General features: G+C 34.9%; 15 protein-coding genes. 11 read left to right on the top strand and 4 right to left on the bottom strand.

Going from position 1 to position 19287, the window contains the following annotated elements:
- From U8521_RS00565 to U8521_RS00550, 4 genes are all read left to right on the top strand, one after another.
- Window positions 1–480, top strand: a complete 480-nt coding sequence (locus tag U8521_RS00565) for a DUF5590 domain-containing protein (RefSeq protein ID WP_135371353.1) — start codon at window positions 1–3, stop codon at window positions 478–480.
- Window positions 481–539: 59 nt separating this feature from the next.
- On the top strand, window positions 540–1163 hold the full coding sequence (locus U8521_RS00560) for a DnaD domain protein (protein ID WP_334332759.1): 624 nt from the start codon (window positions 540–542) through the stop codon (window positions 1161–1163).
- The gene (locus U8521_RS00555) at window positions 1163–1807 is read left to right on the top strand and encodes an endonuclease III domain-containing protein (protein ID WP_334351522.1); all 645 of its coding nucleotides are present in this window, start codon (window positions 1163–1165) and stop codon (window positions 1805–1807) included. The genes U8521_RS00560 and U8521_RS00555 overlap by 1 nt, the downstream gene beginning before the upstream one ends.
- 428 nt (window positions 1808–2235) lie before the next feature.
- Window positions 2236–3270: an MFS transporter gene (locus tag U8521_RS00550; protein WP_334351521.1), complete on the top strand. Its 1035-nt coding sequence runs from the start codon at window positions 2236–2238 to the stop codon at window positions 3268–3270.
- A gap of 99 nt (window positions 3271–3369) precedes the next feature.
- On the opposite strand, the gene U8521_RS00545 is transcribed toward U8521_RS00550, so the two are convergent.
- Entirely contained in the window at window positions 3370–4329 is a 960-nt protein-coding gene (locus U8521_RS00545; protein ID WP_334351520.1) for a helix-turn-helix domain-containing protein, read from the bottom strand.
- Between the two features lie 197 nt (window positions 4330–4526).
- On the opposite strand from U8521_RS00545, the gene rhaB reads away from it, so the two are divergent.
- The 3 genes from rhaB to rhaD are packed head-to-tail and all read left to right on the top strand — an operon-like array spanning window position 4527 to window position 8124.
- The gene (gene rhaB / locus U8521_RS00540) at window positions 4527–5999 is read left to right on the top strand and encodes a rhamnulokinase (RefSeq protein WP_334351519.1); all 1473 of its coding nucleotides are present in this window, start codon (window positions 4527–4529) and stop codon (window positions 5997–5999) included.
- Between the two features lie 2 nt (window positions 6000–6001).
- Entirely contained in the window at window positions 6002–7270 is a 1269-nt protein-coding gene (locus U8521_RS00535) for an L-rhamnose isomerase (RefSeq protein WP_334351518.1), read from the top strand.
- Between the two features lie 20 nt (window positions 7271–7290).
- A complete protein-coding gene (gene rhaD / locus U8521_RS00530) occupies window positions 7291–8124 on the top strand; it encodes a rhamnulose-1-phosphate aldolase (protein WP_334351517.1) in 834 nt (277 codons plus the stop codon).
- Window positions 8125–8210: 86 nt separating this feature from the next.
- On the opposite strand, the gene U8521_RS00525 is transcribed toward rhaD, so the two are convergent.
- A complete protein-coding gene (locus tag U8521_RS00525; RefSeq protein ID WP_334351516.1) occupies window positions 8211–9194 on the bottom strand; it encodes an AraC family transcriptional regulator in 984 nt (327 codons plus the stop codon).
- A 113-nt stretch (window positions 9195–9307) separates the two neighbouring features.
- Between U8521_RS00525 and U8521_RS00520 the strand changes: the two genes are divergently transcribed.
- Window positions 9308–11695, top strand: a complete 2388-nt coding sequence (locus U8521_RS00520; RefSeq protein WP_334351515.1) for a glycoside hydrolase family 2 TIM barrel-domain containing protein — start codon at window positions 9308–9310, stop codon at window positions 11693–11695.
- A gap of 218 nt (window positions 11696–11913) precedes the next feature.
- Window positions 11914–13116, top strand: coding sequence for an MFS transporter (locus U8521_RS00515; RefSeq protein WP_334351514.1), 1203 nt, complete (start codon window positions 11914–11916; stop codon window positions 13114–13116).
- Window positions 13117–13170: 54 nt separating this feature from the next.
- Here U8521_RS00515 and U8521_RS00510 read toward each other — a convergent pair whose 3' ends face one another.
- Window positions 13171–14157 carry an AraC family transcriptional regulator gene (locus U8521_RS00510; protein WP_334351512.1) on the bottom strand — a complete coding sequence of 329 codons (987 nt, stop codon included), beginning with the start codon at window positions 14155–14157 and terminating at the stop codon, window positions 13171–13173.
- 63 nt (window positions 14158–14220) lie between these two features.
- Between U8521_RS00510 and U8521_RS00505 the strand changes: the two genes are divergently transcribed.
- Window positions 14221–16848: an alpha-L-rhamnosidase gene (locus U8521_RS00505; protein ID WP_334351511.1), complete on the top strand. Its 2628-nt coding sequence runs from the start codon at window positions 14221–14223 to the stop codon at window positions 16846–16848.
- A 22-nt stretch (window positions 16849–16870) separates the two neighbouring features.
- On the opposite strand, the gene U8521_RS00500 is transcribed toward U8521_RS00505, so the two are convergent.
- A complete protein-coding gene (locus tag U8521_RS00500) occupies window positions 16871–17851 on the bottom strand; it encodes an AraC family transcriptional regulator (protein ID WP_334351510.1) in 981 nt (326 codons plus the stop codon).
- A 138-nt stretch (window positions 17852–17989) separates the two neighbouring features.
- Between U8521_RS00500 and U8521_RS00495 the strand changes: the two genes are divergently transcribed.
- Window positions 17990–19168: an MFS transporter gene (locus U8521_RS00495; RefSeq protein ID WP_334351509.1), complete on the top strand. Its 1179-nt coding sequence runs from the start codon at window positions 17990–17992 to the stop codon at window positions 19166–19168.
- The last annotated feature ends 119 nt before the right edge of the window (window positions 19169–19287 follow it).

The following is a 19287-nucleotide window of genomic DNA, read 5'->3' as shown; positions in this document are numbered from 1 at the left end:
ATGACTAAAAGCACAAAAATTTTATTGACCATATCTCTGATTGCCTTGGCAATTGTTTCAGTATTGACTTATTTAAACCTTTCTTTTGCCCCTTATTCGAGTGCCAAATCACAAGCTAATGATATCGCCCAAGAAAAAGCTGGTATCGTGCAACCTGATTATTTCGGCAATTACACCCGCCAAAAACAGTATTATGCAGTTGGTGGCTTAACGAAGAAGCAGAAGTATCGTTATATTATTATCAATGCTAAAAGTGGTAAGACAGAAATTGTTAATAAGAATAACGCTCCAGTTCGCCAAACAATCATTGACGGTGTAGCTGATCGTTATGGTGCTAAAAAGATTTTGCATATCAATTTAGGACTGTACAAAAATAAGCCAACTTGGGAAGTAACTTTCCAAAAGAAAAATGGCTCTATCGGTTATAATCTAGTTGACTTTAGAACTGGTGACAGTATTCAAATTATCGATAATATTTAAAACAAACTAAAAAAAGTCGAGACGATTCTCGGGCTTTTTTTGTTAATTGGAGGAATTTAATGGAAGATGCGGTATTTAATCAATTCGTTGACAGCGGCAGTACTAGTATCAACAATTTGATTTTAAAAAATTACCATAAATTGGGCATGACCGAACAAGACTTGATCGTCTATTTAGGTTTGTCAATGTATGCTCAAAAAGGCGTCACATTTCCAATGGCAAAGGATTTAGCTAACGATACGGGAATGGACGAAGCCAGTATTTATACAATTATTCAAGGATTGATCAAATTAGGCGTTATTGAGTTGAAAACTATCGTTGACCATCATCAACAACGTGACATTTATTCGTTGACACCAATTTATCATCGTCTGAAAAATCTCTTGCAACAAGAACATGACTCGGATAAACAAAATAAATTGATGTCGGAGACTGAAGAGTTATTCAAGAAAATCGAGGTTGAATTTGGGCGACCAATTTCGCCGATTGAGCAAGAACAAATTCATCAGTGGATCGACGACGACCATTACAGTATTGAATTGATCAGTTTGGCTTTGCGAGAAGCCGTTTTGAATCAAGCTTATTCGTTGAAATATATGGATCGGATTTTAATTAGTTGGGAAAAGAGTAATATAAAGACAGCAGAACAATTACAAGACCGTCGAAAGAAGTTGGGATACTAATGTTAAAAGATGAACAAATCGTTTGGGCAATTCGTCAGATGGAAGAAGATATCGGACCAGTTGGCCCATCTCTCGATTCCAGAACACCATTTCAATATTTAGTTTCAGTTATTTTGAGTGCTCAAGCCACGGATGTTTCGGTCAATAAAGTAACGCCAATTTTGTTTGCTAAATATCCGGAACCTAAGGATTTAATGAATGCTAAGTTAGAAGATGTTGAGCAAATTATTAAAAGCGTTGGCTTATTTCACAACAAGGCTAAGAATATTATTAAAACAGCCGGCATCGTTCATAACGAATTAAATGACGTTGTCCCAGAAACTAGAAAGGGCATCATGGCTCTTCCTGGTGCGGGGAGAAAAACGGCTAACGTCGTCTTGAGTGATGTTTTCAATCAACCAACTTTTGCAGTTGACACGCACGTGTCAGCTATTTCAAAGCGACTGCATTTTGTTGATCAAAAAGCGACTCCTATTCAAGTTGAGAATAAAATCGTTAGTGTGATGCCACCAGAGGAATTACACCAAGCACATCATACGATGATTGAATATGGTCGCAAGTATTCAATGAAACTTGATCCGGCAAAAGAAACTAATCAACTAATTATTCAATGCGACAAATTGAATAGTAAAAATGAAAAATAGAATTTGATTTTGGTGGAGAACTGAACAATGAATCTATTGAGATATAAACTATAACGACAAGAAATTCTTGATATGCGATTAGATTATTATTATAGTTAAATTATATCTTGATTGTTAAGTGAACCTTTTACAAATTTATTTGTGTGAAAGTAAAGAAAGGAAGATGAAAATGACTTGTTTGAAATGCACACCATTTTCTTATGTCAGTCCAATTTAGAGTGAAATTTTATTCCCATCCTCTGAATTGAATTTAACTAAGGACGTGTTTAAAAATGTTTAAAAACAAATCATTTGTAACATTACTTATTGGTCAATCAATTGCTAATATTGGAGATACTTTATATACGATTTCGGTAATCAACTCGGTATATAGCTGAACTCAGAATGCTTTTATGACATCTCTGGTCCCTGTCTTATTAACAGGAACAATGATGATTTCAGGTTTAATTACTCCTTTAATAACTAGTAAATGGCGATTGAATCATATATTAGGGGCTACTCAGTTTGGAAAATTTTTATTTCTGTTTTTAGTACTAGCTGTTTCCCAAATTAGATTGGCAAATATTCGATTGATCTTCATGTATATGATTGTAATCTTAATTGCGCTACTTGACGGCTTTGCCGAACCTGTTAGTGAAGCATTGATACCGTACTACGTTATTGAAAGCCAATTAGTTAAGGCAAACAGTTTATTGAGCAGCGTCTATCAGTTTTTGGGAGTTGGTAGCTGGGCTCTAGGAAGTATCTTGTTGACATTCTTCCACATCAACCAATTGTTGATATTCAGCATCATACTTGCATTTGGTGCTTCAGCGACGATGTGGATGTTACCCAACACTGATCAGAGTTTAAAAAAGGTTTCTAATTGGCAGCAATTAACTACTGGATACGAAACCATCAGACAAACTCATTTGCTTCGTACAGTGACTCTTATGGATTTAGTGGGAACTGCTGCGGATACTGTTTGGGTTTCGTCAATTATATTAGTTTTCGTTCATCAGGTTTTACACGCATCTTCTGCTTGGTGGGGGTATATAAATGCAGGATATATGCTTGGTGCTCTTTTAGGAAGCTTTGGTTGTTACCTTCTTGCCAGAAGGTTAGACCAAAATATCATAAAATCTATTATTTTAGGATCATTACTAGGTAGTGGTGTAATGTTGTTGGTAGCCTTTACCAAGTCGACAATTTCAGTAGTGATATTTTCAACGTTACTTGGCATCAGTACAGCAATAAAAGATGTTCCTGAAACGACGCTCGTTCAAAAGTCAGCTCCCAATGATATGCTAGTTTCAGTGTATGCTTTACAGAATTCAATATATACTGGCGTATTTTCTGGAGCGACGTTATTTTTTGGCTGGATAAGTGACATTTTAGGTGTTCAGACAGTATTTTTTAGTGCAGCAGTGTTATGGTGTTTTATTGCTGTTTTAGCATACCTACTAAAAAAACTTAAAGTATAAAATCGTTTAGTTGCAGTTAGATCAAAATTGGTCTAACTGCTTTTTTTATTGTCCGCAAAACGACAATTCAACACTATCCAAATTTTAAAATGATTCTTTTTAGCGTTCGTCACCAGGGTTATTGTGATAGTAATCTCGATATTTTTTATAAAAATCGGTTCGATTTTTCATTCCAATGGCATCGATTACGTCGGAAATTGGCATTGTGGTTGAGGTTATTAAGGTGTGGGCGTTAATTAGTCGTTGTTTCATGATCAAAGTGCTGAAAGTTGAACCGGTCTCTTTTTTGATAAAGTTGCTGAGATAGTTTTTATTGTAGCCATATTTTTTGGCCAGCTTTGTTAGGTTCAAACTCTGATAATCTTGAGAAATATCTTTTAAAATTTTGATGATAATCTGTTGTTGCGGATCTTTTGTGGTGGGAGACACGTGATAGTGGCGAACTAATTTGGCTAGAAGAATTGATAAATATGATTTGATGATAGTATTTGAAAATTCACGTTTAGAATAGTATTCGGTGATGATATCTTCCATGGTTTTATTGATGTCATTGTCGATATTTTTACCGAAGAGCATGTACTTGATCGAATTATTTTCGCCCGCGGCTCGATTGATTAAAAATTCATAAAGAACTGATTTAGTTCGACTCATGTCATTTAAAAAATTGATACTGATATTCTTATCCCTAAATAACAAATTAATTAGTAAATCGTTTTCACCCAGGCGTTTGATTGAATGTGAGCAGCCGACATCAATCAGTAATAAATCACCTTGATTTAAATGAACTGGTTTTCCATCGACTATTTGATTGCAGGTTCCACTGAGCATATAATTCATTTCCAAAAATTGGTGGGAATGTTCCGGATAATCAGCGAAACGACTGTGTTTGCTAATATAAACATCTCGATTGCGAAAAAAGTAATCATTTAATATTTGACCGGTCTGCGGTTCTTTTTTGACAGCGTAATTAGGCAAATCATCCACGTGATGGTTTGTCTTTTTTTGTTCTATTTCAATTAATTCGTATTGCTTTAAACGTCTTAGAATTCTGGCATCCATCGGCTACGCCTCCTGTAAATATGTTACTAAAGGAATGTATTACTGACATTGTTGGTGATCATGTAAGCGGTTATATTAAGTTATGAAATGTTGATACAAGAGCTTTTCTAAAATGATTAAGTAATTTAAATATATCACATTTTGTTATGATTAATAATTTTATCCAATAATATAAATTAAAAAAAGGAGGAAAAGAAATGTCAAAAACTTATGTTGCAGTCGACATTGGAGCTTCTAGTGGTCGTTTGATGTTGAGCCAAATTAAAGATGGCAAAATTGATTTACAAGAAGTTCATCGATTTAAGAACGGTTTTAAAAAAGATGACGGTCACGATTGTTGGCAAATCGATCAAATCCTCGATGAGATTTTTACAGGTTTAGAGAAAGTTAAACAATTAGGCTTTAACGACATTGTCCTCGGAATTGATACTTGGGCTGTTGATTACGTCTTAGTCGGTATGGATGGAAAAAAGATTCAAAATCCTATCAGTTATCGTGACTCAAGGACTAAAGATGCTTTGGAAAAACTGACAACAGATGTGCCCAAGTCACTGATTTACAAAAAGACCGGAATTCAATTCTTAAACTTTAATACTTTGTATCAGTTGTATACCGAAAATAAGGAAGAATTAAAAGAAACTGACAAAATAATGATGATTCCTGATTATATCGGCTACGTACTAACTGGTAATGCCGTTACTGAGGTTACTAACGCTTCGACGACACAAATGTTGAATCTTCGTGAAGGTTTATTTGATAAAGATTTATTGAAAAAAGTCCACGTTGATCAAAATCAATTTCCAAGATTAGTTGAATCGGGTACGGTTCTTGGCAATATTCGCCATGCCTGGCATGTTAAATATGATATTCCAGAAACTGAGGTCATCACTGTTGCCACGCATGACACTGCTTCAGCGGTTCTAGGAACTCCAGGAGTTGGCGACCATTGGGCCTTTCTAAGTTCAGGTACTTGGTCGTTATTAGGAACTGAATTGAATGTGCCTGAGATTGGCGATTTAGCATTTGAAAGTAATTACACCAATGAATGGGGAGCTTATGGAACTTATCGCTTTTTGAAAAATATCATGGGACTTTGGATGATTCAAAATGTTAAACACAATTTGAATGATCAATATAGTTTTGCTCAACTAGCTGAGATGGCCGGCCAAGAAAAACCGTTTGCACAATTCATTGATGTAAATGATGAATCATTTATTAATCCTGAAAATATGATTCAAGCAATTCAAGATTATTGTAAGAAAACAAGTCAAATTGTTCCCAAAACTCCGGGTGAAATTGCAATGGCAATTTACTCCAATTTAGCTTTGTATTATGCGAACGAATTAGAAAATCTCAATCAAATATTAGGCTACAAATTGGATGCATTGAACATCGTTGGCGGTGGTTCAAACGTTAAATTATTAAATCAATTGACTAGTACTTTAGCAAATATTCCTGTTTTTGCTGGGCCTAGTGAAGCTACCGCAATTGGAAATTTAGTAGTTCAGATGATCACTGAAAATGAGATCAATAACATTGCCGATGCACGAGAAATGATTCGAAATTCTTATCAAATTAATGAATTTTATCCAGAAACTAATAAATATGGCGATATTTTAAAGGATTATCAAGATTTTCTTAAAGGAAAAATTAAAGTAAGTGAGGGATAAACATGGTTAGTTCAGAAAATGTAGAAAAAGCTTATCAAGAAGCAAAAGAACGTTATGCCGCAATCGGCGTTGACACTGATGCAGTTTTAAAGGAATTGAAGAAATTAAAATTGTCAGTTCACTGTTGGCAAGGAGACGACATTCATGGCTTTTTAAATCCTAGCCAAGAATTGACTGGGGGTATCGGAGTTTCCGGTAACTATCCTGGAATTGCCAGAACACCGGATGAGTTAACAAGTGATTTGAGTGAAGCTTTGTCACTTATTCCTGGTACTCATAAAGTTCAACTTCACGCTATTTATGCGGTCACAAATGGTAAAAAGAAGGGTATTAACGATATTGGACCTGAAGACTTCAGTTACTGGGTCGATTGGGCTAAGAAAGAACACGTTGGTTTGGATATGAATGGAACATTTTTCTCACATCCAATGGTTAAAAATAACTTCACTTTAGCTAGTCCTGATAAAGATGTCCGTGATTTCTGGATCGAACATGGCAAGATCAGTCGTGAAATCTCAAATTACTTTGGTAAAGAATTAGGTCAACAATCAATCAATAACTTTTGGATTCCGGATGGTTTTAAGGACAATCCAATAGATAAGGAAACACCACGCCGTCGTTTGATTGAATCACTCGATAAAATTATTGAAAAGAAGTACGACGAAAAGAATACGATCGAAGCCTTTGAAGGTAAGTTGTTCGGTACTGGAATCGAATCATATACTGTTGGTTCACACTTGTTCTACAACAATTATGCTTTGACCAGAAATAAGCTTTGGACTATTGATGCTGGACACTGGCACCCAACAGAAGACGTCTCAGATAAGTTCTCAGCCTTCTTGCCATTTGGTAAAGGTTTGATGTTGCATGTTTCCCGTCCGGTTCGTTGGGATAGTGATCACGTGGTTATTTTCGATGATGCATTGACCAGAATTGCTCGTTCATTGGTTCGTGACAATGAATTGAACAAGACTAATGTTGGACTTGATTTCTTCGATGCCACGATCAATCGAGTTGCCGCTTGGGTAATTGGTGCCCGTGCAACTCAAAAGGCCTTTTTACAAGCTATGCTTGAGCCTATCGATCAATTGAAGAAAGCTGAATTAAACTTTGATTTCACAACGAGATTAGCTGAAACCGAAGAATTGAAATCATATCCATTTGGAGCTGTTTGGGACGAATTCTGCTTGCAAAATAATGTTCCAGTTGGTACTGATTGGCTTGAAAATATTCACCAATATGAAAAAGATGTCCAATTTAAACGTAACTAAAAAGAAGGGTGCTAATTATTATGAAATTTATTGATTCTAAATTTGTTGAAAAAATGTCTGAAATTACAAATGAACTTTATAAACATGGTTGGGACGAAAGAAATGGCGGTAATGTCAGTCTCAGATTAACTCAAGCCGAAGTTGATCAATTTGATGACTTGGATAAAACAATTAGAAATATTCCTATCAAATTTGATGCTTCAGCTTTGGCTGGACAATATTTCTTGGTAACTGGTACTGGACGTTATTTCAAGAACGTTCACAATTATCCAGAACGTGATACCGGCTTAGTTAGAATTACTGATGAAGGTAATTCAGTTGACCTTCTTTGGGGCTTCAATGATGTCGGACAACCAACTAGTGAATTCCCATCACACTTGATGACTCACATTGAACGTCAAAAAGTAGATTCAAATCAAAGAGTCGTCATGCACTGTCACCCAACTAATTGGGTAGCATTATCATTTACCCACGAATTAGATGAAGGCAGCATTAGTCGTCTATTGTGGAAGATGCAAGCAGAATCTTTAGTAGTCTTCCCAGAAGGCGTTGGTATCATCCCTTACATGACACCAGGAACCAACGAAATTGGTCAAGCTACCGCTGATAAGATGAATGAATTTAGAGTAGTTATGTGGCCACATCACGGAATTTTTGCTTGTGGTGACAGTATGGATGAAGTTTACGGTTTGATTGAAACAGTTGAAAAAGCTTGCCAAATTTATACTACTATTCAAGCTCAAGGTGGCAATATCTTACAAAGTATCACTGATGATGACTTGAGAGATTTGGCCAAATCATTCCACGTGACACCAAATCCTAAGTTCTTGTCAACTGAAACAGTCAACAGCTAATAGGTGACTTATAAAAATTTATTCGAATACAAATAAAAAGCCTGGTAATCGTTTTGATTACCAGGCTTTTTGGCTTAGTTGTTTAACTATGGTTCTAAACGGCTTGTTCCACGCTCTGTAAATTTATTTCGATAAACATTAGGGGATAAGTTCACATGTTTTTTAAAAAAATGATAGAAATAAGTTTCATTACTAAATCCTAATTTTTGCGCGATATTTTGAACAGTTAAATCTGTTGTCGTTAATAGCTCTTGAGCTCGATGGACTCGAACTTCTTGCGAGTAAGTAGTTATCGTTTGCTTAGTTTTTTCTTTCAAAAGTCGGTTTAAATATTCAGCGTTGTAATGTAATTGTTCCTCTAAAGACCTTCGAGAAATATTACCAGCGTTTTTATCGATCAATTCGATAACTCGATCAGCCAGAAAATCTTGCTTAGAATTATCAAGTAAGTTAGTGATAACTTGAAAATGATGTTGATCTTCTAATTCCGCTAACAATCTTAATACTAGACCACTTTGAAAATATTTTGCTCCAATTTTGACGGTAGTTATTTCTTGTTGCAACGAATCCAAAATGATTTTTAAAATTCTATCAGAATTGCTATTGAGGCGATGAAATTTCAAATAATTCCGTTGCCAACCGTTTTTGTCATCAAGATTGTGTTTCAAAAATGCAAAAACTGTATCTTCAAGTTCGATGTCGGCTAAAAGCTGGCGTAATAGTGTTTCTGACAAATTCAAAAAGACTACTAAACAATCGTCTTGTAATTTTTCCGTGTGCTTGACTTGGGGATTCAGTAGGCAGCCTTCACCAGTTTGGAAAGTGAACGCTTGATCTTCTAAATAATTCGTCAACTGTCCTTTTAAGACATACATTAATTCAAAATCTCGATCACGGTGCATTTTTTGATAGTCTGGAGCTTCAAAAGAATGAAATTTGCCATTTTGAAGCATCGTATACAGGACTTTTTGAGAATTCTTTCGTTTATAAAACATTGTTAAGGGAACGTTAGTGGAGATTTCAGGACCATTGTAGGCCGAAGTATCTAAATTATTAAAATCTTCCTTCATCCATGTACCTCCAAGTTGGAAAATTGCAGTAAGCGTTTGCTTAAAATCGCTTATGGACATTATAGCATAGCGGTATTTTGTCTAAAATTAAGTATGATGAAAGGATTGATATTATGACTACAAAAGAATCTTTAAATAAAAATTGGATGTTTCATTATGGTGAAGTGAAGCGTGTCCCTTATAAAACGACTAAAAAGGCTGTATCTCTGGGAGGAATCACCGCACCTATTAATGGAGAAGAGGGCAAACGTCTGCCCGTCAGTGCCGGAGGCAGTCATTTTTTGAAATTGATTGCCCAAGGCGATGAGCAACAAGGTTTACTGAATCTGGCCGACACTGATTTAACCTCAGAGTTGTCCGCGGATTGGAAAAAAGTAGATTTGCCTCACGATTGGAATCGGCAATCACCCTACATCAATCAACCTGAGAAGTTGATGAGCGGCTCAAAACCCGATGCCTGCGGTTATTACCGTAAGACTTTCACATTAGATACTAGTGATCTTAAAAAATCAAGGACAATTCTGCATTTTGACGGAGTCATGCGGATGGCTGATGTCTGGTTGAATGGAACTTATTTAGGACATAATAATAGCGGATACAATGCCTTTAGTTTCGATATTACTGAAATGGCTCGATATGGTACTGAAGGTGTCAACGTCATTTTAGTTCGAGCTGATACGACAACTGGCGCTGAAGGTTGGTGGTACGAAGGTGCCGGAATTTATCGCTCAGTTTGGTTAGAACACAAGCCACTAATTTCTTTGAAGGAAGATTCTTGTTACATTTATACCAAGTCTTTGAATGATGATGGCGCACGATTAGGAGTTGAACTGACAGTTGAAAACAATACTGATACTCAACAAGTCGTTTCACCGCGAGTTCTGTTAAATGGACAGGAAGTAGTTCAATTTGGTGATGTTGAAGTTGCCTGTTATCAGACTCAACAGTTTGAGACCACTATTAAAGTGGCTGATCCTGAACTTTGGACTCCAGAAAATCCTTATTGTTACAAGGCGGAATTTACTGTTGCAAATGATAAAGTAGAAAAGAATTTTGGTATTCATACATTCGACTATACGACGTCAGGCTTCTTTTTGAATGGGAAGAGTTACCAATTACACGGTATTTGTGAACATCAAGATTTCGTTGGTGTCGGGACTGCTTTGAATCAAGACATCGTTGATTATAAAGTTTCAGTAATGAAAAAAATGGGTGTCAATGCTTGGCGAAGTACCCATCACTTTGCTTCTGAAGAATTGTTAGATGCTTGTGACCGTTACGGAGTCATTGTCATCGACGAAAATCGATTGTTGGAGAGTTCTCCTTGGCGAATCAATGACCTACAACAGATGGTACAAAAAGATCGGATGCACCCATCAATTGCTTTTTGGTCAATTTCAAACGAAGAGTTAGTTGGTAATACACCACTGGGTAGCCGAATTGCTAAAAAAGTTGTTAGAACAATCAAGAAGTTCGATTTTGAACATTTGATTATCGGTGCAGAATTATTGACTCCTGAAGGAATCATTGATGAAGATTACGTTAAGAATTTGGACGTGCTTGGTGTCAATTACCCTGAAGCCGGTGTTATGGGTTCTGGCGCTAAATTAATTCATCAAAAATATCCCGATTTACCAATGATGAGTACTGAGAACGCTTCTTACTTTTCAACAAGAGGCGCCTATAAAGACAGTGGTGATTTGGATCAATGTAATAACTTTGGTTCATATTTCTCAATGGTTTTACCAGGAATCAGAAAACCAGGGGACCCAGGTTTAGGCGGTACAGCACATCCCGAAACGGTCATGCAATATTTGCACGAAAATCCTTATATGGGTGGCGTCTTCTTGTGGACCGGCTTCGATTATTACGGCGAACCCTCACCATTTAGTTGGCCCGCAATCAGCTCTCAATTTGGAATTGCTGATCTGTGTGGTTTTCCAAAAGATTACTATTATTACTACCAAGCTCACTGGACAACCAAGAAAATGGTGCATTTGATGCCTAGTTGGAATAAAGAGCAATTAGAATTGGATAAAGACGGCAAAGTTACCGTTAAAGCCTTTAGTAATGTCGAAGAAGTTGAATTATTCGTCAATGACAAGAGCTTCGGCAAACAAAAGGTAAGTGATTGTTCAGCTACTTGGGAGGTACCATTTGAAGCTGGTGCAATCAAAGTCCTTGCTTATGAAAATGGCTCGGTAGTAGCTTCTGACATAAGATTCACTAATAGTGATACCGTTCGAATCAAGAAGTGCAAAATCTATGAAGGACAAACAACGACACTTTACAAGTTAATGGCAATCGACGAACAAGGCAATTTGGTTGAGAATGCTAACGATGAAATTAAGTTACAAGTAAAAGGTGGCAAACTCATCGCCAGTGGAAATGGTAATCCTATTGATCAAAATCTGAGTTTTGATGATATTAATTTGTTCAATGGTTTGGCATTGGCGATTGTTTCTAAAGATAGTGAATTGACAGTTAGTATTAAAAAATAATTTTAAAAAGTAGATGTTGATGACGTCTGCTTTTTTTATTTAAACCAATCTTTGATTTCAACACTATTATCGTTCGATTTCTTTATTATTTTCAATTTCAGGAAGCGCTATCATATTGATTATAGAAAGGTAGTAATTCGAATTATTTTAATTTCAAGCTTGAAAATCTATCTTCGAAAAATACATATCAAAGATAATAAAGAAGTTTGATAAACATTATGAATAAATTAAAAATTCGTATTGGTATTTTAAGTATGGCGCTTTTAACCATGAGTGCATTGGTCATTACTAGTGCTTTTAGTGCAATTATCAGATCATTTCCTAAAGAATCCGTTGCTAAAATTCAAATGATTGGCACTTTACCCAGTCTTGGAACTGTTATCGCAACTTTTTTAGTTAGTTTTTTAGCTGTTCACATGTCAAAAAAAGTACTTGGTTTAATAGGTGTCACTCTCAGCGCCTTGGGTGGTCTCTTACCGTTAGCATTTCACAGTAGTGTTAATGTGTTATTAATGTGCGCACTTCTTTTAGGACTTGGACTTGGCTTTATTAATCCAATTATTCCAATGTTAATTTCAATGTTTTTTGATGGCGATGACCGTGCTGAAATGATGGGACAGAACACGGCTATCAACAGTCTTGGCTCTATCATTTTAATGTTATTAGGCGGTTTCTTGGGTGCTAATAACTGGGTTCATACATACTACGCATTTTTTATCACAATTATAGTTTTCTTACTTGTCTTATTTTTCTTGCCGAAGGATAAAGTTGTGAAAATGGATAACAACAAACAAGTTAATACACTTCATTTATTAGGAGGATTAAATAAGTATGTTTTTTATGCATCAATAATTGGTCTGTTTATGTCAATTATTTATACTATCTATCCAACAAATTTATCGATTATCGTTGATTCAAAACAATTGGGTGGTACAAGTATTACTGGTATCGTTAATGCCGTTGGTACAATTGGTGGTTTTATCGCCGGTTTTAGTATGAAAAAAATAAATCATGCAGTTAAAGATAAGGCCTTGCCCGTTGGATTCTTTCTTTTAGCATTAACTTTCTTATTAGTAAGAATCGCAAATAATATTGTAATTGTTTTGATTGGTGCAATTTTATCAGGTTTTGCCATGGCAATTGTTATGTCGACTATTCCATTTTATGTCTCATTAGTTTCAAAACCGATTGAGTTAGCTGTTTCAATGTCAGTTTTCCAATTTTTAAATGCCTTGGGAGGAATTTTTACACCACTGATTTTGAGCTGGTTCAACATTCAATCAGGAAATGATGCTTTTACTTTTGGAATTATTGCTAGTTTTGTAATGATGGTAGTATGTTTGTTCTTTAATATCGGTAAGAAAATCTTGCCATCATCTAAAAAGAAACAAATTCAAAGAAGCAGTCAAGTTGTATCATAAACGATGTATGATAAAAGGCACTCAACTAATGAAGAGTGCCTTTTATTGATAGACTTATTGTTTGACTTGATTCTTTACTCGAAATTGAGTAGGGGTTACATTGAAGAATCGTTTAAATTCATGGTAAAAATAGGAAGTATCAGAGTATCCTATTTTTTCCGATATTTGTGCAATGGTTTCATTCGAATGGACTAAGTATAGTGCTGCGGTATTAAGTTTTTGCAGTGTTATCAGCTGAGTAAAAGATTTACCGGTAGCCAATTTTAGTTTTGCTGATAAGTAATTTGGATGAAAATGAAAAGTTTTCGCCATGTCTGTCAAAGTCAAATTATTAAAATTATTCTCAATATAAATTAACATGTCAAAAATATCAGATGTTTTGTCAGCAATTATTTTTGGCTGTTTTGATTGGCGTAGTCTAATTAATTCAACTAACAATTTCAAGATATCTAAATTGATGATCTGTTGACTACCAAAAGTAGGTTGATAGTATTCAAAAATTATTTCTTCTAAAATGGATTGGATTTTTTTACTATCGGATGTATCAAAAAAATTATATTCACTTTGTTCGATATTTTCATTTTGTAAAACTGAGAAAAGTAGCTTAGCAACAGTTCCGACGTCCCTTAAAATCCTTAACCGTTCTTGTGTCAAAAAATCGACAGTTATAGCAATATTAAAAACAATTGCTTTCGAATTAATTTTTCTAATCGTATGGATAGTATTTTTGCCAATTAAAATTATTTGTCCTTTTGATAATTTTATCGATTCTTTGGGAAAATCTAATTGTATTTGACCATTGATGACAGTAGTCAACTCAATATAATTATGAATATGCCAAGGAGTGTCCCCAAAGGGTTGCATGGAAATGGCAATGCTTCTTTGAACAGCGTTTAATGGTTGATTCAAACCATCAGACAAAGTTTGATAGTATTTAAAAATTTTACCAAATGGTTGGATTTGGAAACTTTCAGGATCAAATTTGTTTATTGAAGTTTTTTGCGGAATTTGTGAGATTAAGTCAATTAAAGTTTTGTCCATAGTATGAGCCTACCTTTTAGTATTACCAATATATTATATAAAAGAATGTGAGGAGTTTCTTATATGAAAATAACAAAAACTAAAATAAATAATCTGTCTATTTCAGAAGATCAAATTCTTGTTCCATTGAGATTAGCAATGTTTAACTGGGTAACTGAAGATAATAAACAAAATAACTATCAACTAGGTTTCAATTTAATTATTCAAAATGAAACGGGAGAAATAGTCTTTAATTCAGGATTCGTGAAATCTGACCAAGCTAACTATCAGGTTGATTTATCAATCTTGTTGGAAAGTACGACGTATTCTTGGCAAGTTAAGGTATTTGATAAAGATCAACAAGTCAGTCCTTGGTCCAAAAAAATGTATTTTACGACAGAATTGAAAACGTGGGATGCTAAATGGATTGAGCCTAAACAAGCGCACGTTTCTGAAGAAGAAAAACTCGATTTGGCTGCTATGTTTGGTGGTAAGCCAATGCCAAAACAAGCTTCTCCTGATGAACGTTTACGTCCAGTTCAATATTTACGGAAAAACTTTGATCTCAGTAAGCCAGTTAAAAAGGCACAATTATTTATGACCGCCCATGGAATCTATTATCCAATGATCAATGGTCAAAGAGTGACATACGCTCAGTTCATGCCCGATTTCACTTCTTACAACAATATTCTGCAATATCAATATTTTGATGTTACCGATTTATTAGCTTCTGAAAATGACTGGACCACGGTTTTGGCTGACGGTTGGTATTCTGGCCGCATCAGTACAACCGGAAATGGAGGACAGTTTGGTGATAAGAATGGCATTTTGGGCGAGTTAATCGTCACTTTTGAAGATGGCACTCAAGAAGTTATTGGAACAGACCAGAGCTTTGTTTCAACGACTGGTAAATATACTTATAGTGATTTATTTATTGGAGAAAAACAGAATTTCAATAACTCACCGGATTGGTGTCACGCAACTAATGTCGAGGAAGTCGACTATAATCTCGATAATTTAGAGCCACAAAATGCTCAATATGTTCATGAATTAACACCAATTTCACCTAAGAAAATTTGGTTCGACGGTGACGATTTGTTAGTCGATTTTGGTCAAGTTATTGCTGGAAAAGTCTGTTTATCCGTATTTTTAGACAAAAATCAGGCAATAAAAATTGAACACTCAGAAGTCCTCGATAAAGATGGTCACTTTTTCAATAACATCACGGGACGAAACAAGGACCAAACTGACTTCTTTATCGGTAAGGGCAGCTTCGAAACATTAGAACCAGACTTCACTTTCCATGGATTCCGCTATGTTCGCATTACTGGCTTGCGTGACACAATTTCTGCAAGTGAGATTGTTGCAATTCCTCTAATGACTGATATGGAAGAATTAGGTTCTATCGAAACGTCAAACAAAAAAATTAATCAACTATTACAAAATATTAAATGGAGTCAACGTGGCAATATGATTTCGATTCCAACTGACTGTCCACAAAGAGAGCGTGCTGGATGGACTGGTGATACACAAGTGTTTGCGCCGACTTCCTTGTTCAATATGGATTCGACGGCACTACTAAAGCGTTGGTTAGAGAGTGTTCGTGCTGAACAAAGACCTGATGGTCAAATTCAGGATTACGCTCCAGCACCAAAGGAATTCTACACATCAAGTCCGCAATTTACCGGGACATATTCATCTGCTGGTTGGGGAGATGCTATTATCATGGTTCCTTGGACGATTTATCAAAACAATGGCGATATTTCTGTTCTAAAAAATAATTACTCGGCAATGCAGAAATGGCACGACTATGCTGTAGAAAGCGCTGCAGAAAGCAAACCAGATGATTCAAGTCAATTTATTTGGAATACAAAATTCCACTATGGGGATTGGATGTTTCCAAGTTACATGTTTGGTAAAGATGCTAAAGGACCTATGGGAACGGCTAAAGCAACGAAAGATTTAGTTGGGACAGCTTTTCTAGCATATAGAAGTCAATTGTTGAGCCAAGTTGCTAGTGTTTTGGATGATAAAGAGAAGAGTGTCCACTATCAAAATTACGCAAAAAAGGTTGCTTCAGCTTTCCAAGAACATTTCTGGAAGAATAATCAACTTACTGCCGACTTTCAAGGCTGCTACGTTTTGGCGATTGCTTTTGATCTCTTGGATAAACCAACGAAGAAATTAGCAGTCAATCACTTGGTAGATATGATTCACGCTAACAATGATTGTCTAGATACAGGATTTCTCAGTGTTCCATACTTAATGGATGCGTTAGTTAAAAATGGACAAAGTGATTTAGCAGAAAAAATACTTTTGCAAGAGAAAATGCCTTCATGGCTCTATGAAGTCGATCATGGAGCAACAACAATTTGGGAATCATGGGCTGGGATTGCTCCAGATGGAACGGTTGGAACATTCTCATTCAATCATTACGCTTTTGGATGTATAGAAAATTGGATCGTTAAAAATATTGGAGGATTAACAGCAATAGAACCAGGTTATAAAACATTCAAAGTTGTAATCCCAGAAAAATCAGATTTTACTAGCTCAAAATTGGCATACAGTTCTGTCAATGGTTTGATCAAGGTTAACTGGAAGTACACTGATTCAAACTTGGAAGTACAGTTGCATGTGCCATTTAATACCAAAGTACAATTAGTTATTAATCATGAGACGAAAACTTTGGGTAGTGGTGATTACGAATTTTAATAAAAGAACAAGATATCTAAAATTAATCAGATATCTTGTTCTTTTTTCTTATATCATTAGGTTTCTGATGATAAAACAATTCAAACTTTTTATAAAAATTTGATCGATTAGTCATGCCAATCTCTTCTATTATAGAACCAATGGGTAGATCAGTGTTTTCTAAATAGTCATATGCATGTTGCATTCTTTGCTCAGTTTGAAGCTGGGAAAAAGTTTTATTAGTTTTTTCTTTAATTAAATTACTAATATAATTTCTACTGTAGTTTAAGGTATCAGCAATTTTAGCAACGGTTATCGTAGCATAATTTTCTTCAATAATTTTTAGTATTGGATAAATTATTTCCTTGTTAACAATGTTATCATGCTCAATTTGAGTATTAATGTCGCGTGCCAACTCAAAAAAAATGATTGGAATATAATTTTTTATAATTTGATTAGAAAATGCTTTTGGAAAAAAATATTCATTCATGACATTGTTGAAGATTGTAGGTAAAGAACTATTCTGATTGTGTAAGTACATAAAGTTTTCATGATTGTTATCATCGCCGTCCATGGCAGCATTCATTATGAATTCAAATGAAGGCGAAAATTGTTGATTAAAGTTATTTAAAAAATTCAAACTTAAATCGGATCTTTTAAATAAAAAGTTGATTAGTATATCATTTTCACCCAATGGATCTATCTTATGTCGACTACCTGTGTCTAAAAGTAATATGTCATTTTTTTTCAAATATAATTCTTTACCATTAACGACTTCTCTACAAGTTCCTGAGTACATATAATTCAACTCAAGGAATTGATGTGAATGTGTGGGGTATGATGCGAATCTAAATTGTTTGGAAATATATATAGAATTGTTTTTAAAGAAGATCTCATTGTTTAAGTGATAGTGACCGTTTAAAATCCTTTTTTCTTTTTGTGGAAAATCATTGATAAAGTCATGTTTTTCCAATTCTCTTTTTTCTACGGGGTTAAGTGTTCTTAGCAAATCATCTAAATTCATTTTGTCACCACCTGTGAATGTGTTACATTTTGCAGTTACTTTTGACCTTGTGAAGATAAAGTTAACATTGTTTAATAAAATTGTAAACGATGTCAAGCAATATTTTATTTGGTTGGGACGTTTAACAGGAGGCTTTGAATGAAAAAAAGTTGGTTAAAGAAGTTTTCTCTATTATCAATTTCATTAGTGTTAACTTCGGCAGGGGCTATATCAGGCAATATTCCTGCCATGACAAAGGCATTTGCTGATGAATCTGTTTCATCCGTAGAAATGCTGATGACTATTCCGGCCTTATTTATGGTTATATTTGTACTTTTTAGTAGTTTTATTTCTAAAAGAATTGGTCAAAAACTGACAGTCATTTTGGGATTAATAATTGCTTTAATCTCAGGCGTAATTCCGGCTTTTAGCAAAAATTTCATTATTATTTTAATATCTAGAGCTACATTGGGTGCCGGTTTGGGATTATTCAATCCATTAGCTATAAGTATGATTAGTGATTTTTTTGATGGTGATGAAAGAGCAAGATTGATTGGTTTTCAAAGTGCATTTCAAGGTGTAGGAACAGCCATTATGACATATGTAGCAGGGCAATTATTAAAGATTAACTGGCATACAACATTCTGGGTCTATGCAATTATTTTGCCAATTTTAATATTGTTTATTCTCTTTGTACCTGAGCGCAAGAAAATACATATAAAGGTCGATAATTCAAATCAAAACAAAAACAAGCAGTCAATCAACCTAAAAGTAATTGGCTATATTATTTTAATATTCATAGTAATGATCATTTACACGGGAGCGCAGGTCAAAGCGGCACTCTTATTCACTTCGAATAGTTATGGTAGTGCTACCGATGCTGCAAGTATGATAAGTATTATGTCTATCGGCAGTATGTTAGCCGGGTTCATATTTGGGTCAGTCTTAAAAGTGATTAGACATTATATGACTGCACTTTCTATTTTTTTAATGGGTGGTTCATTTTCCTTATTAGCAATCTCAAAAAATATTTTCATTTCAAATATCAGTGGGGCGTTAATAGGAATTTCATTCTCATTATTACTGCCATATTTGTTTAATCAAATTGCAATAGTTTCATCAGAAGGTTCAGCAACATTATCTACATCACTACTTTTGGTTGGGGCAAACTTAGGTTCTTCATTCTCACCATATGGTTTAGCGGTCTTGGGATATTTATCAGGTGTGAAAACTGTTAATGGAATATTTATGGCTGGTGGAATCGTTTTAGTTACAATAGCGGTAATTGAGTTAGCAATTACCATTTTAAACAATGAAAAGGATAAAGAAAACAATTAATAAAGGTGGTTAAAAGTTATTTTTTTATAAATTCGCCAGAAAATGCATTTCGCATTTTGTACATAATATAGAAAAATTAATATATTAATTGGTGCAGTTCCCTTCAGTTAAGAAAAGAA

This window comes from Companilactobacillus miaonis, from assembly GCF_036913615.1.
GTDB lineage: Bacteria > Bacillota > Bacilli > Lactobacillales > Lactobacillaceae > Companilactobacillus.
Note: the sequence above shows the minus strand (reverse complement) of the source record. Positions and strands in the feature narration are given on the sequence as shown.